This is a genomic window from Hasllibacter halocynthiae, from assembly GCF_003003095.1.
GTDB lineage: Bacteria > Pseudomonadota > Alphaproteobacteria > Rhodobacterales > Rhodobacteraceae > Hasllibacter > Hasllibacter halocynthiae.
In genome coordinates, this window is the sequence record NZ_PVTT01000002.1 from 621,578 (window position 1) to 636,253 (window position 14,676).

A 14,676-nucleotide genomic window follows, 5' to 3' on the forward strand; every position below is an offset into this window, starting at 1 on the left:
TCAGAGCATGTAGCGGCTCACGTCGCCCGCGCGGACCATGTCGCCGAGGTTCGCCTCGACGAAGGCGGCGTCCACGGTGATGCTGTCGCCCGAACGGTCGGGGGCGGTGAAGCCCAGCTCCTCGAAGACGCGCTCGACCACGGTGTAGAGGCGCCGCGCGCCGATGTTCTCGACCTCGCCGTTCACCTCCGCCGCGATGCGGGCGAGGGCGGCGATCCCGTCCTCCGTGAACGCGACCTCGACCCCTTCGGTGCCCATCAGGGCGGTGTACTGGCGCGTCAGGGCGTTGTCGGTCTCGGTCAGGATGCGGACGAAGTCCCCTTCGGTCAGCGCGCGCAGCTCGACGCGGATGGGCAGCCGCCCCTGCAGCTCGGGCAGGAGGTCGGAGGGCTTGGCGACGTGAAAGGCGCCGGACGCGATGAAGAGGATGTGGTCCGTCTTCACCGCCCCGTGCTTCGTCGAGACGGTCGTCCCCTCGATCAGGGGCAGCAGGTCGCGCTGCACCCCCTCGCGCGAGACCTCGCCGCCGCGCGCCTCCGCGCGGGCGGCGACCTTGTCGATCTCGTCGAGGAAGACGATCCCGTCCTCCTGCACGGCCTCGAGGGCGGCCTTCGTCACCGCCTCGTCGTCGAGCAGCTTGTCGGCCTCCTCGCCCATGAGGACGTCGTAGCTCTCCGCGACGGTCATCTTCCTGCGCACGGTCCGGCGGGGCATCATCTTGCCCAGCATCTCGCCGAGGTTCATCATGCCCATGCCGGGCTGGCCGGGAATGTCCATCATCCCGGCGGGCACCCCCGCCTCCTCGACGTCCAGCTCGATCGCGGTGGCGTCCAGCTCGCCCGCGCGCAGCTTGCGGCGGAACATCTCGCGCGTCTGCTCGCGCGCGCCGTTCCCGGCCAGGGCCTCGATCACCCGCTCCTCCGCGGCGGCCCCGGCGGCGGCGCGGACGTCCTCGCGCATGGCCTCGCGGGTCTGCGCGATGGAGGCGTCCACGAGGTCGCGCACGATCTGCTCGACGTCCCGGCCGACATAGCCCACCTCGGTGAACTTCGTCGCCTCGACCTTCAGGAAAGGCGCGCGGGCCAGCTTGGCCAGCCGCCTGCTGATCTCGGTCTTGCCGACGCCGGTGGGGCCGATCATCAGGATGTTCTTGGGGTACACCTCGTCCTGCAGCTCGCGCGGCAGGCGCTTGCGGCGCCAGCGGTTGCGCAGGGCCACGGCCACGGCGCGCTTGGCGTCCTTCTGGCCGATGATGAATCGATCGAGCTCGGAGACGATCTCGCGGGGCGTAAGGTCGGTCATGGGGCGCGACCTATGGGCGGGCGCGCACCGTGCCAAGGCGCGGGGTCACGCCATCTCGCCCACGCCGTTGGCGGGCGGCAGCCGCCCGACCGGCAGCACCGGCCCCAGAAGGCGCAGCAGGGCGCCCCGGATCCGCTCCCAGAGCGCCCCGAGGAGAAGGAGGCCCGCCCCGATCGAGAGGACCGCGCCCGCCACGCCGCCCCCTTCCGCCACGAGGCCCGCCAGCACGACGATGTAGCCCGCGCCCGCCACGAGGAAGGACCGCCGGTCGATCACCACCGCCACCAGGGCCATCAGCGCGAGGAACCCCGCCAGGGCCGCCAGGCGCCCGCCCGACGGCTCGGCCAGCAGCGACAGCGCCACGGTGTTCACGATCGCCGGCGCCGCCACGACGTGCAGCCAGAACCCGTTCGCCGCCCTGCGCGTGACGCGGTGCGGGTCGGACATGTCGAACGTCATCGCGATCCCGAAGAAGGCCAGCCCCAGCGCCAGCGTGGCCGGCGCGAAGGGCCCCTGCGCCCCGAGAAGGAACAGATCCTCCGGATCGGGCACGATCCCCTGCGTGCCCGCGATGGCCAGGATCGCGGTCCCGAACAGCGCCAGCGCGATCAGGGCCAGCGTGAACGGCACCCGGAAGCGCCCGAAATGCACCAGGAGGCCGCCGATCACGATCCCGGCCGCCATCAGCAGGCGCGAGGTGTCGAAGCCCAGCGCCGCCCGCGCCACCCCTTCGGTCAGCCAGGGCAGCGTCGCCCCCCCGAGCGCGAGCGCGAACAGGATCGTCAGCGCTATCGCCGGCGCCACCATCCGGCGGCGGCGGACGAAGTACTCCGACAGGCCCCAGACCACGATCGCCCCCAGCCCGGACATCACCGCGTAGGTCCGCGCGAACCCTCCGTCGGAAAGGCCCGTGCCGAACGTCACCGCCGCCGCCAGCCCCTGCCAGCCAACGGCCAGGATCACGAGGCCCACGACGATGAAGATCTCGTTGAAGCCGCGGAACAGCTCGAACGGCTCCTCCCCCGGGCGGACGTCGTCGCGCGTGCCCCGCCGCGCGTCGGCCAACGCTGCGAGATGCGCTGCCTGCCGCTCGCTCAGGACCCCCGCCGCGACGGCGGCCTTGACGTCGTCCCTCTCGATCATCCCCGGCCCTCCCGCGCGACCCAAGGACGCCCCCCTCCCTTCCGGCGGGAACGCCGGGGGCGGATGCGGCCTTCATCTCCCAGTATGCAGTTCACGGTGCTGACATGGAACATTCGTTTCGCGCTCGGATCGGACGGGCGGCGCGATCCTGCGCGCATCGTGGACCGCATCGCCGCCGAGGACGCCGACATCGTGTTCCTGCAGGAATGCGACGATCGGTTCGGCCGGCGCGCCTCGCTGCCGCTGCCCCTTCTCGGGGCGGCCGGCTACCGTCCCGCGCGCGCGGGCGGGCGCTCCCTCGGATGGCGAGGGAACGCGGTGCTGGTGCGCCGGGGGGTGCCGGTCGCCGCGACGCGCCGCGTCCCCCTCGCCGGCTTCGAGATCCGCGGCGCCCTGATGCTGGCCCTGCCGCAGGCCTCGGTGGCCTGCGTCCACCTCGGGCTGCTGCGCTTCCACCGCAGGCGCCAGCTGCGCGAGGTGCTCGCCGCGCTGGAGGGGATGGGGGGGCCGCACCTCGTCGCAGGCGACTTCAACGAGTGGCGCCGCCGGGGCCTTCGCCTACCGCCCGGCTGGCGCATGGCCGCCCCGGGCCCGACGTTCCCGTCGCGGCGGCCGCTCCTTCCGCTCGACCGGGTGCTCGTCGGGCCGGGCCTCCACGTCGAGGAGGCCGAGGTCGTGCGCGCGGCGGGCCTCGCTTCCGACCACCTGCCGGTGCGCGCGCGGATCAGGCGGGGCTGACGACCTTCAGCCCGACGAGGCATACGATCAGCCCTGCCACGAACGCCATACGCCAGAAGGTCGCCGGATCCTGGAAGAAGAGGATGCCGACCGCCACCGTCCCCACCGCCCCGATCCCGGTCCACACCGCGTAGGCCGTGCCGAGCGGGATCGTCTCTATTGCCCGCGTCAGCAGCCAGAAGGACAGGAACGCGAAGAGGGCGAACAGCACCGACGGCACGAGCCGCGTGAACCCGTCCGAGAGCTTCAGCATGCTCGCGAACCCGACCTCGAACGCCCCCGCGAGGAGGAGCGCGGCCCAGCCCGCCGGCCAGGTCAACCCATCACCTCCACCACGAGCCTGCCATTGGTGTAGATGTCGATCTCGGCCGCGACGGCCATGGCGCGACGGGCGACCTCCTCGGCCGCGTGGTCCGTGTCCATCAGCGCCCGCGCCGCCGCGAGCGCGTAGTTCCCGCCCGAGCCGACGGCGGCGACGTCGTGCTCGGGCTCGAGGACGTCGCCCGCGCCGGTGACGATCAGCAGCGCCGTGCCGTCCGTGACGATCAGCATCGCCTCCAGCTTCTGGAGGTACTTGTCCGTCCGCCAGTCCTTGGCCAGCTCGACGCAGGCCCGGGCGAGCTGGCCGGGATGCGCCTCCAGCTTCTTCTCCAGTCGCTCGAGAAGGGTGAACGCGTCGGCCGTCGACCCGGCGAAGCCTGCGACCACGTCCGTCCCGATCCGCCGCACCTTGCGGGCGTTGCCCTTCAGGATGCTGGTCTGGCCCTGGGTGACCTGCCCGTCGCCCGCGATGCAGACCTGCCCGCCCTTGCGGACCCCCAGGATCGTCGTTCCATGCCAATCGGCCATGCGCGCCCTCCGTTTGGGGGCGATATGCGGGCGACCGCGGCGCGCGGCAATGGCGCGGGGCCGCGACCGCGAAGCCGGGGCCGCGGGATGCCGGGCGGGGCCGCGGACCTAGGGCGGAAGGCCGCCGCCCGAGGCGCGGCGAGAGGAACGAGGCCTGCATGCCCGTCGCGAAGAGCGTGCCGAACCGGATCGGGCCGTGGCCCAGCAGCCGTCCCCGTCGGCAGAAGCGGCATCGGCAGCGCGAAGGTGATGGCCCGTTCGATGCCCCGGGCCACCATGCCGGGCCGCTCCCATGGCGGTTCGCCTCATCCGACGTTCCCCCCATGGGATCGGGTCGCGAGCCGAGGGTGGCGCAAGGCGAGCGCCGTGGCCGCGTGCCGCGCGAGCGTGTCCACCGGCAGCGCGGCGTCGAGGATCACCGGGTCCTCGGCGGGGCCGGGGGCCTCGAGGTCGGCGATCTGGCTGTCGAGCAGGGCGGCGGGCATGAAGTGATCCCGCCGGGCGGCCATGCGCCCGAAGATGAGGGCGCGGGGCGCGGTCAGGTGCACGACGTCGAGCGGCCCGGCCCGGCGGCGCAGCACGTCGCGGTAGCGCCGCTTGAGCGCCGAGCAGGCGAGGACGACGGGCCCTTCGGCGCGCCGCTCCGCGACCGCCTCGCCGACCGCCTCCAGCCAGGGGCGCCGCAGCTCGTCCGTGAGGGGGATTCCCTTCGCCATCGCGGCCACGTTGGCGGGCGGGTGATGGTCGTCGGCCTCCACGAAGAGGGCGCCGAGCCGCTCCGCGAGGGCGACCGCCACGCTGGTCTTGCCCGAGCCCGAGACCCCCATCACGAGGATCGCGGGATGCGCCGCGTCGTCCATGCCGCCCATCCCCCGCACCTGCTTCGCCTTCGCCATGGGCTATCTGGCGGCGCCGTCATCCGTCAACGGATCGTCGCCGCCTGGCGGCGACGCCCGAACCCCCCCTCCCTGGGGCTTCGGCGGGCGGCCCGGGCGCGCCGGCCGGCTGGCGGTCGAGCTGCCGCTCGCGCGGCTCGGGGCGTCGGAGGAAGGGCAGGGCGGCGGCCCGGGTCCGGCCCCGCCCGGCCCGCACGCCGGGATCCCGCGGCACCGCCGGCCGCGCGCCGCCCTGGCGCCCGGCCGGCGCGCCGCCGCCGGGGAGGCGCGGCGCGGCATGGGCTTTTCCCGCGCGCCGTCGCAGAACGGCCCCGCCCGGCCCCGCCCGGCTCCCGGGGGGCCGGCCGGCGCAGGCACCGAGGAGAGGAGACGAGATGCTGAAGGTCTATCTGTCAGGCGAGATCCACACCGACTGGCGCGAGAGGATCGTGGCGGGGGCGAAGGGGCTGGAGGTGGCGTTCTCGTCGCCCGTCACCGACCACGACGCCTCGGACGATTGCGGCGTGGCGATCCTGGGGGCGGAGGACCGCAAGGTCTGGCACGACCGCAAGGGCGCGCAGATCAACGCGATCCGCACCCGCAAGGGGATCGAGGACGCCGACGTCGTGGTCGTGCGCTTCGGCGAGAAGTACAAGCAGTGGAACGCCGCCTTCGACGCGGGCTACGCCGCGGCGCTGGGCAAGTCGCTGATCGTCCTGCACGGCCCCGACCACGCCCACGCCCTGAAGGAGGTGGACGCCGCCGCCCTGGCCGTTGCGGAGACGCCCGAGCAGATCGTGGACGTCCTGCGCTACGTGCAGACGGGCGCTCTGCCCGCGGCGGCAGACGCCTGAGAGAGCCGGCCCCCCGCCACGCCTGCCGCGGACGGCCGTGGCGGGCGAAGGCGGGGTCCGGGCCCCGCCCTATGAACGGATACTCCGGCCGGTCAGGCGACGGCGGCGTCGATCCACTCCTTCAGGGCGGCCTTCGGGGCGGCGCCGGTCTTGTTCGACACGACCTCGCCGTCCTTGAAGAGGAACAGCGCCGGGATGCCACGCACCCCCATCGCCCCGGGCGAGGCCGGGTTCTCGTCCACGTTGACCTTCACGATCTTGACCTTGCCCGCGTACTCGTCGGCCAGCTCCTCGAGGGCGGGGCCGATGGCCTTGCAGGGGCCGCACCATTCCGCCCAAAAATCGACGACGACGGGCACGTCGCTCTGGCGGACTTCGGCGTCGAACGTGGCGTCGGTGACGGGGGCGGTGGGCATGGCTCTCTCCTCCGGGGGTGGGGGGCGCAAGCTATGGTCGCCCCCCGCCCGCGTCAATCTGCCCCCCGCATCTCGGCGGCGGCGCGGGCCAGCGCGGCTTCGCGCAGCGCGGGGGGCACCTCGGTCAGCGTGGCGTCCGCCGTCCAGAGGATCGCGGTGCGCACCTTGCGGCTGGGGAACACGGGCGCGGCCAGGGCGGCATAGGCCCCGAGCTGCCGCAGAAGGCCCTCCGGCACCGCCTCGGGCGCGGCGGCGGGCAGGCGGTTCGACTTGTAGTCCACGATCAGGACCTCGCCCTCGCCCGGCACGATCCGGTCCACCGCGCCGAGCGCGGGGCCCAGCCCCGGCAGGTCGCCCGCCAGCGTCACCTCTGCCCGGGTGCCCGGCGCGAAGAGCGGCGCGAGGCGCGGCGCGTCCAGCACCGTCCGGGCCTCCGCGACCAGCAGGGGAAGGTCCTCCTCGCGCGCGGGCGGCTCGGCGGCGAGCAGGAGGTCCCGCGCCACCTCCATGTCCGGCAGGCCGGGATGGCGGGGCAGGTGCTCCAGCAAGAGGTGCAGGTGCGTGCCCCGCGCCAGCGCGCCGGGATCGGCCGCCTCGCCCGGCAGGGTCTTCGCCCCCCCGAGGCCCGAGGGCGAGACGGGCCCGGGATCGGTCCGCGCCCCGGAGAGCGCGGGAAGCGACCAGCCGTCCGGCGGCGCCGGGATCGCGGGGGCCTCCGGCCCGGGGCCGGCGGCCTCCATGCGTCCCCGCTCGACCCGCAGGCCGGTGCCGGTGGGGGTCTCGATCCGCTCGGCGCGGTCCTCCAGCCGGTCCTCGACGGCGGCGAACCAAGCGAGGTCGCGGTCCTTCATCTCGCCCGCGCCGGCGACGATCAGCCAGCTCTCCGCGCGCGTCATCGCTACGTAGAGCAGGCGGCGGTGCTCCTCCCAGCCCTCCTCGACGCTGGCCTCGATCAGCGCGCGCACCGGGGCAGGGGCGACCGCCTTCGACCCGCGCCAGATCGGCCCCGCGGGGGTGGCGAGGACCTCCGGCGCCTGCGGCGCCGCGCGCGAGACGGGCTTGGCCGTCTGCGGCACGATCACCACCGGGGCCTCCAGCCCCTTCGCGCCGTGGACCGTCATCACCCGAATCGCGCCGCCACCCTCGTCCATCACGCGCTTGATCTCGCTCGCGTCCTCGCGGACCCAGGAGACGAAGCCCGTGAGGGACGGCACCGCCCGCGCCTCGTAGTCCAGCGCCAGCCCGAGGAGCGCGTCGATCCCCTCCTCGGCCTCGCGGCCCAGCCGCGCGACGAGGCGCCGGCGCCCCCCGTGCCGGACGAGGGCCCGCTCCAGCAGCTCGAAGGGGCGCAGGAAGCCGGTCTGCGCGCGCAGGTCCCGCAGCATCGCGACCACCTCGCCATGCCGGCCCTCGGCCCTGCGCAGCGCCTCCCACAAGGTGCCGGGGCGCGCGTGGGCCAGCGCGAAGAGGTGCCCCTCCGAGAGCCCGCAGAGCGGCGAGCGCAGGACCTCCGCCAGCGCGAGGTCGTCCTCCTCCAGCGAGAGGAACGCCAGCAGCGAGACGAGGTCGCGCACCGCCAGCTCCTCCAGCACGCGCAGCCGGTCCGCGCCGGCCACGGGCAGCAGCCCCCCGGTGCGGGCGTCGCGCTGCTTCAGCCCGCGGATGATCTCCTGGAACAGCACCCCGCGCGAGCGCAGCAGGATCAGCACGTCGCCCGGCCGCACGGGCCGCACGGCGCCCTTCGTGGCCACGGGCGCGCCCTCGCGGATCATCCGCTCGACGCCTTCGACGACCTTCGCGGCCAGCCGCACGTCGGCGGCGTCCTCGGGCAGCGCGTCGATCGGGTCGCGGAAGCTCTCGGGGCTCGCGGCCTCGGCGGGCTCGACGGCGGGCCAGATGTCCACCCGGCCCGGCATCGCCTCGCGGAAGGCGAGGTGGCGCGTCTCGCCCACCCCCGGCGCGCCCGAGAGGACCGCGTCCACCGCCCCCAGCACCGCGTCCGACGAGCGGAAGGAATGCAGCAGCTCGACCCGGCGGAAGGGCTTGCCGGCGGCGGCGAAGCGCCGCTCGAACGCGTCCGCGCGGGCCTCGAAGCCGCCCGGCTCGGCCCCCTGGAAGCCGTAGATCGACTGCTTGGGGTCGCCCACCACGAAGAGCGAGCGCCCCCCCTCGCCCCCGCTGCGCGCGCCCTCCCCTGCGGTGAACTCCTCCGTCAGGGCCTCTATCACGTCCCATTGCATGGGCGCGGTGTCCTGCGCCTCGTCCACGAGGACGTGGTCGATCCCCCCGTCCATCCGGTAGAGGACCCAGGCCGCCGCGGGCCCCCGCATCAGGGCGCGGGTGCGCCGGATCAGGTCGTCGAAGTCGAGAAGCCCCGCCCGCAGCTTGGCGGCGTCCCACCCGGCCAGGAACGCCTTCGCGAAGCGGCGCAGCGCATGGGCGTTGCGCGCCACCGTGCGCGCGCGGGCCAGGGCCGCGACCTCCGCCGCCCGCTCCTTGAAGGCGTCCCACTCAGCCAGGGGGAAGCCCGGCTTCCCGCGCGTGCCCTTCGTGGGGAAGCGGTCCAGCTTCGGCGCGCCGGGGCGCTTCGTCTCGGGCCCGTAGGTCAGCAGGTCGATCCATCCCAGCACGCCCTCGGGCCCGAAGGGCGGCGCGGCGCGCAGCTTGTCCGCGTCGGCCATGTCGGTCTTCGACCCCGCGTCGAAGAAGGGGATCGCGGCGCGCACCAGGTCGGCCTCGCCCCCCTCGAGGAGCGTCGCCGACAGGTCCTCGGGCGCGCCCTCCAGCCCCAGCCAGGCGTCCAGCGGGACCTCCGGCGCCTCCTCGAAGCGGTCGCGGCCCTTGGCCACCTCCAGGGCCAGCTCGCGCATCGGCCCGCCGGTCAGGCGCGCCGCGCCGCCGATCGCCTCCGCGCCCTCCGGCTCGCGCGCCATCGCGTCGAGGACCCTTTCGGCCATCTCCTCGGCCTGCCGCTCGTCCATCTCCTCGAAGGCGGGCGAGACGCCGGCCTCCAGCGGGAACCGCCGCAGCAGCGAGGCGCAGAGCGAGTGGATCGTCTGGATCTTCAGCCCGCCCGGCGTCTCGATCGCCCGGCCGAACAGCGTGCGCGCCCGCCGCAGGAGGATTGCGCGGTCGATGTCGGGCGCGCCCAGCGCCTCCATCGCGGGGACCAGCTCGGCGTCGGGCATCATCGCCCACGTCCCGAGCCGGTCGAACAGGCGGTTCTGCATCTCTGCCGCGGCGGCCTTCGTGAAGGTCAGGCAGAGGATGCGCTGCGGCTGCACCCCCGTCAGCAGCAGGCGCGCCACCCGGTCCGTCAGCACCTTCGTCTTGCCCGAGCCCGCGTTCGCCGACACCCAGGCCGAGGCCGCCGGGTCCGCCGCCCGCCGCTGCGCCTCGGTCGCGTCGTCGACGCCGCCCGCCGGGACCAGGGGCGCGCTCATCCGACGGGCGCCACGGGCGCGGGGTCGGCCAGGCCCCATTCGCCCCGCCGGGCGAGGTGGTCGTACTCGCCCCTGTCGGCCGCCTTCTCGGGCGCGGCCTGCGCGCGAAAGCCGCGCCCGGGCTCGCGGTAGGCCTGCAGGAGGGCCACGAGGTCGCCCCGCACCCGCGCCGGCGGCATGTCCTGAAGGGGCGCGTCCGCCACCTTGGGGTCGCGCGCCACGCGCATGTGCCGCGCCGCGAGGCAGCGCATCGGGCCCAGCCGCTCCCAGGCGCCCTCCTCCAGCATCATCGCCTCGATGAGGAGCTGCGGCTCGAACGCCTTCTGCGCCCTCTCCGAGGGCAGGGTGCCGGTCTTGTAGTCCCAGATCACCCCGCCGCCGCGCGCCCGGTCGATCCGGTCGGCCGTCGCCCTCAGCGTGCCCACCGGCCCGAGGTCCAACACGCCCTCCTCCTCGCGCAGCACGACCGCGCCCTCCGCGCGGGCCTCGGCCAGGCGGTCCACCAGCCAGTCGGCGATCCCCTCGATCTGCGCCAGCCAGCCGCGCCGCTCGCCCGGCCAGGGCGCGCCCTCCTCGAAGACCTCCGCGAAGACGCCCAGGAGGCGCGCCCGCTCGGCGTCGTGGTCCGCGCGCGGCGGCTCGGCCGTCAGCCGCTCCAGCGCCCGGTGCACGAGGATGCCGCGAAGCGCCCCGTCCGGCTTCGGCCGGAGCGAGTGGAGCGGGTAGAGGCCCAGCGTCTGGCGCGCGTAGACCGCGTAGGGGTCGCGGATCAGCAGCCGGACGCTCGACGGCGACCAGCGCGAGGGGCGGGCCGAGACGGGCGGCGCGGGCGCGGGCCGCGGCTCGGGCGGGACGGGGGCGCCGGGCTCGTCCAGCGCCTCGGCCCGCCGCAGCCAGGCCGCGCCCGCGCCCCGCATCGCCGCCAGGGCGTCCGGCCCCCCCGTCCCCGGCAGCCCCTTCAGGAGCTGCACGAGCCGCGCGAGGTGGCGCGAGGGCACGGTGGACGCCTCGCCGTCGCGCACCGCGCGGCTCAGCCAGACCTCCGGGGCGTTCGCCGCCTGCTGGAAGTCGTGCGCGACGAGGCCGATCCGCCGCTCGGGCAGGGGCAGGCCGGCGCGCTTGCGAAGCGCCCGGTTCAGCCAGGGGTCGGGGTCGGGCGCGCCGGGCCAGACCGCGTCGTTCAGCCCGCCGAGGATGGCGAGGTCCACGCCCCCGATCCGCGCCTCCTGCGTGCCGAGGATGCGCACGCGCTTGTCCACCACCTCCGAGCGGCGGACCTCCTGCCGCCCGAGGAAGGCGTCCAGAAGCCCCGAATAGTCCCTCTCGTCCATCGCGCCGCCATGGGGCGCCTCCCGCGCGAGGTCCTCCATCGCCCGCAGCGCCGCCTCCCCCGCGGCCTTCTCCCAGAGCTCTCCGGCCCCCTCGCCCCCCGGTCCGGCGGCGAGGCGCTGCGCGAGGTCCACGTGCCGCGCGACGTGCCCGCCCAGCGGCAGCGTGGCCGGGACCAGCGCCTCCACGATCCCGCCGAGCCAGGCGCACCAGGGGCCGCACCCCTCCTCGTCGCGCTCGGCCGCCCAGCGGGCGAAGTCGTCCGCGCGCGGGTAGGGCGGCCCGTGCCGCCGGAGCTGCAGCTCCAGCGCGCGGACCCAGCGCAGGTGCTCGAGCCGCCCGGCGCCCGAATGGACGAGGGGGTGCTTCAGCAGCGCGATCAGCGGCTCGATCCCGATGCGGTCCAAGGGCAGGCGCGCCGCCTCGCGCAGAAGGCGCCCGGGCGCCGAGAGGTGCAGCGGCACGCCCGCGCTGTCGTCCGGGATCACCCCCCACCGGCCCAGCAGCGCCGTCACCCGCCGCGCCAGGACCCGGTCCGGCGTCACGAGGGCGGCGCGAAGGCCCCGCGCCGCCGCGTCCCGCAGCCCCAGCGCGATGGCGCCCGCCTCCTCGCGCGGGCCGGCCGCCTCCAGAAGGGTCATGCGCCCGGCCAGGGGCGCCAGCGGCCCCAGGCCCGGCCCCTCGGAGAGCCACTGGTCCGTCACCGGCGCCGGCCGCATCGCCAGCGAGATCAGCGCGCCCCGCCGCGGGTCGGGCGGGTCGGGCCGCGTCCAGGGCCGCACGTCGCCCGGACGGGCGTCCAGCGACCGCAGCAGGGCGCGGAACCGGTACTGGGGGTGGTCCTCCGCCGGCAGGGGCACGCCGTCCTCGACGGGGCCGTCCTCCTCCAGCGCGGACCAGAGCTCCTCGGGCATCTGGAAGTCGAAGCCCGGCAGCACCAGCGCGCCCTGCGGCAGGCGCGCCACCGCGCGCATCAGGATCGCCGTCGCCCCGCGCGAGCCCGTCGAGCCGGCCACGATCACCGGCCCCTCCGGCGGGGCGGCCTCCCACCGCGCGGCGAGGGTCTCGGCCACCACGCGCAGGCGACCGGCGACGTCGGGGGCGGCGCCCTCGTCGAAGAAGGGCGCGGCGATCCGCAGGAAGGCCAGGGCGCGGGACCAGTGGTCCGCCTGGTCGCCCACGTCCAGCGCCTCCAGCGCGTCCGGGCCGACCCCCTCGCCGTGCATCTCCTCGAAGAGGGCGTTCAGGCTGTCGGCGAGCTCGTAGAGATGCGCCCGGCGCGGCGCGTCGCCGTCCGCCTCACGCGCCGCGATCAGCCCCGCGACGAGCTGCGTCAGCTCCAGCCGCCGCCGCAGGCGCGGCACCGCGGGGGCGAGGCCGGGCACGGGCGTCTCGGCGGCGACCTCCTCCAGCAGCATCAGGCGCGGCAAGGCGCGCGGCCCGCGGGCGGCCAGCTCCTCGGCGACGCGGCGGCGCATACGGGCGGTGTTCAGGATCACCGTCGCGCCCATCAAGGCGTCCGGCGCCGTCCCCGCCCGCGCGAGCAGCCCGTCGGCCAGCGCGCGGGGCGCGTCCACGCCCGGCGGCAGCCCGAAGAGGCGCGGCCCCTCAGCCGGCGGGAACATCGCGCGCCTCCAGCATCCGCTCGGCCGCTCCGATCCCCTCGGGCGTGCCCACGTCCGTCCAGCGCCCCGGGTAGCGCAGCCCCCGAAGCGTCCCCCGCCCGATCATCGCGTCCCAGAGAAGGTTCAGCGAGAAGGCCCCTTCCGGCATCTCCCGCAGTCCGCCGGTCCGCAGCGCCTGCGCCCCGAGGAAGGCGTAGGCCCCGCCCCGCCGCAGCGCGCCCGCCTCGTCCATGTCGAAATCCCCCCGCGCGCGCCCCACCGCCCCCGCGGGGGCCAGCAGCAGCACCGCCTCCGCCGCGCCGTCCCACGCCCCCCGCAGGAGGGCGAGGGGGTTCGGCCCCCCGAACACCCCGTCGGGGTTCAGCGTCAGCACGGGTCCCGGCCCCAGGACCGGCAGCGCCGCGCGCAGCCCGCCCCCGGTGTCGAGTATGGGGTCCTCGCGCAGCACGTGGACGCCACGCCCCTCCAGATGCCGCTCGATCTGGGCCGCCCGGTAGTGGGCGTTCACCACCACGGGCGCGCGCCCCGCCCCCAGCGCCAGCGCCCGGTCGAGCAGGGTCCGCCCCCCCACCTCGATCAGCGGCTTGGGCATCGCGTCGGTCAGCGGGCGCATCCGCGTCCCGAAGCCCGCCGCGAACACCATCAAAGCGTCGGGACGGTCCCGCATCGGGCCTCCAGGTCGGTCAGCACCCCCTCCGAAGGGGCGGGCAGGTCGAGGATCGGCGCCAGCGGGGCGGCCGCAGGATGGGCCAGGTTCCGCTGCACCTGGCCCCAGACCCGCGGGATCAGCCGCACGTAGCGCGGCCGGCCGAAATGCAGCGAGAGGCGCGCGCAGATCATGAGGACGCGGACCGCCCGCTGCAGGCCCATCACCGCGAGGGCCGCGTCCAGCCCCGCCCGGTCCCGGCCCGTGGCGGCCGCGAACCGCGCGACCGCCGCCTCCGCCACGGCGGGCGAGACGTCCCGCCGCGCGTCCTGCACGAGCGAGACGAGGTCGTACCCCGCCGGCGCCAGGGCCGCGTCCTGGAAGTCCAGCAGGCCCAGCCCGCCATCCCCCAGCACCACGAGGTTCTCGGCGTGGAAGTCCCGCAGCGCCATGGTGGCGGGCCCGCCGCAGACCTCCGCGATGCGGTCCCGCAGGGCGTCGCGCCAGGGGCAGGGGTCCTCCCGTCCCGCGTACCAGCGCCAGGCGAGGGCCGCGGCGTCCGCCATCTCGTCCGCGGCGTAGCGCGGCAGTCCCCGGGGCGCGCCGGCGCCGTCGATCCGCGTCAGGACGTCCGCCGCCCGGGCATAGAGCGCGCCCTCGCGCCCCGGCTCCCTCTCCAGCACCCGCGCGAGGAGGTCGTCGCCGAAATCCTCCAGCAGCAGCAGCCCTTCCACGGGATCCTCCGCGACGATCCGCGGCGGGCGCAGCCCCAGCGCGGCGAGGCGCGCGGCCACGTCGAGGAACGGGCGCACGTCCTCGCCGAGGCCGGGGTCCGCGTCCATCAGGACGAAGGACCCCTCCGGCCCCTTCAGCCGCTCGTAGCGGCGAAGCCCGGCATCCCCCGCCAGCGGCGTGCGGCCGTCGCCCGCGCGCCCGGCCCGCCGCAGGAACGCGGCGACCTTCGCGGCCCTCTCAGGCATGGACCGCCCCCGCGAGCGCGGCCCGCAGCCCGTCCCAGCGCGGCCCGCCCGCCAGCTCCAGGACCCGGCCGTCGCCGTCGTGCCGCAGCGACAGGCGCAGCGCGTCCCGCGGTAGGACCCCCATCCGCTCGGGCCACTCGATCAGGCAGATCGCCGTGCCCAGCGCGTCCTCCAGCCCCGTCTCCGCGACCTCGGACGGGTCCTCGATCCGGTAGAGGTCCGCATGCCAGAGCTCGCCGAGCGGCGTGGCATAGGTCTGCACCAGCGTGAACGTGGGCGAGACGACCTCGACCTCCGGGCCGGCCAGCGCGCGGATCGCGGCGCGCGCGAGATGCGTCTTGCCCGCCCCCAGCTCGCCCGACAGCAGCACCGTCGCGCCGGGCGCGAGGTGCCGCGCCAGCGCCGCGCCCGCGGCGTCGGTCGCGTCCGGCCCCGGAAGGGAAAGGCGGGTCGTCGTCATGCCGCCAGCATGGGGC

General features: G+C 75.9%; 13 protein-coding genes. 2 read left to right on the plus strand and 11 right to left on the minus strand.

Annotated elements, in window-relative coordinates:
- The gene (gene hslU, locus BCF33_RS09915) at positions 1-1,302 is read right to left on the minus strand and encodes an ATP-dependent protease ATPase subunit HslU (protein ID WP_106160772.1); all 1,302 of its coding nucleotides are present in this window, start codon (positions 1,300-1,302) and stop codon (positions 1-3) included.
- A gap of 45 nt (positions 1,303-1,347) precedes the next feature.
- Complete coding sequence (locus BCF33_RS09920; protein WP_106160773.1) at positions 1,348-2,445, minus strand: hypothetical protein; 1,098 nt, start codon at positions 2,443-2,445, stop codon at positions 1,348-1,350.
- An 84-nt stretch (positions 2,446-2,529) separates the two neighbouring features.
- On the opposite strand from BCF33_RS09920, the gene BCF33_RS09925 reads away from it, so the two are divergent.
- Entirely contained in the window at positions 2,530-3,183 is a 654-nt protein-coding gene (locus BCF33_RS09925; protein WP_158259403.1) for an endonuclease/exonuclease/phosphatase family protein, read from the plus strand.
- On the opposite strand, the gene BCF33_RS09930 is transcribed toward BCF33_RS09925, so the two are convergent.
- The 3 genes from BCF33_RS09930 to BCF33_RS09940 form a co-directional block, all read right to left on the minus strand.
- Positions 3,170-3,502, minus strand: coding sequence for a DMT family transporter (locus BCF33_RS09930; RefSeq protein WP_106160775.1), 333 nt, complete (start codon positions 3,500-3,502; stop codon positions 3,170-3,172). The genes BCF33_RS09925 and BCF33_RS09930 overlap by 14 nt on opposite strands.
- Positions 3,499-4,032 carry an ATP-dependent protease subunit HslV gene (gene hslV / locus BCF33_RS09935; protein WP_106160776.1) on the minus strand — a complete coding sequence of 178 codons (534 nt, stop codon included), beginning with the start codon at positions 4,030-4,032 and terminating at the stop codon, positions 3,499-3,501. The genes BCF33_RS09930 and hslV overlap by 4 nt, the downstream gene beginning before the upstream one ends.
- A 305-nt stretch (positions 4,033-4,337) precedes the next feature.
- Positions 4,338-4,928 carry a gluconokinase gene (locus BCF33_RS09940; protein WP_245883808.1) on the minus strand — a complete coding sequence of 197 codons (591 nt, stop codon included), beginning with the start codon at positions 4,926-4,928 and terminating at the stop codon, positions 4,338-4,340.
- A gap of 374 nt (positions 4,929-5,302) precedes the next feature.
- Between BCF33_RS09940 and BCF33_RS09945 the strand changes: the two genes are divergently transcribed.
- The gene (locus tag BCF33_RS09945; protein ID WP_106160777.1) at positions 5,303-5,761 is read left to right on the plus strand and encodes a YtoQ family protein; all 459 of its coding nucleotides are present in this window, start codon (positions 5,303-5,305) and stop codon (positions 5,759-5,761) included.
- A gap of 92 nt (positions 5,762-5,853) precedes the next feature.
- Here BCF33_RS09945 and trxA read toward each other — a convergent pair whose 3' ends face one another.
- Genes trxA through tsaE form a run of 6 tightly spaced genes read right to left on the minus strand, consistent with a single transcriptional unit; the run spans position 5,854 to position 14,660 of the window.
- Positions 5,854-6,177 (minus strand): thioredoxin, encoded by a 324-nt coding sequence (gene trxA / locus BCF33_RS09950; protein WP_106160778.1) that lies wholly within the window; start codon positions 6,175-6,177, stop codon positions 5,854-5,856.
- A 53-nt stretch (positions 6,178-6,230) separates the two neighbouring features.
- Positions 6,231-9,620, minus strand: coding sequence for a double-strand break repair helicase AddA (gene addA, locus BCF33_RS09955; protein WP_106161566.1), 3,390 nt, complete (start codon positions 9,618-9,620; stop codon positions 6,231-6,233).
- Positions 9,617-12,574 carry a double-strand break repair protein AddB gene (addB, locus tag BCF33_RS09960; protein WP_106160779.1) on the minus strand — a complete coding sequence of 986 codons (2,958 nt, stop codon included), beginning with the start codon at positions 12,572-12,574 and terminating at the stop codon, positions 9,617-9,619. The genes addA and addB overlap by 4 nt, the downstream gene beginning before the upstream one ends.
- The gene (locus BCF33_RS09965; protein ID WP_106160780.1) at positions 12,558-13,241 is read right to left on the minus strand and encodes a nucleotidyltransferase family protein; all 684 of its coding nucleotides are present in this window, start codon (positions 13,239-13,241) and stop codon (positions 12,558-12,560) included. The genes addB and BCF33_RS09965 overlap by 17 nt, the downstream gene beginning before the upstream one ends.
- Complete coding sequence (locus BCF33_RS09970; protein WP_106160781.1) at positions 13,217-14,200, minus strand: aminoglycoside phosphotransferase family protein; 984 nt, start codon at positions 14,198-14,200, stop codon at positions 13,217-13,219. The genes BCF33_RS09965 and BCF33_RS09970 overlap by 25 nt, the downstream gene beginning before the upstream one ends.
- Entirely contained in the window at positions 14,193-14,660 is a 468-nt protein-coding gene (tsaE, locus tag BCF33_RS09975) for a tRNA (adenosine(37)-N6)-threonylcarbamoyltransferase complex ATPase subunit type 1 TsaE (protein ID WP_106160782.1), read from the minus strand. Before tsaE ends, BCF33_RS09970 begins: the two co-directional genes overlap by 8 nt.
- Positions 14,661-14,676 lie beyond the last annotated feature (16 nt).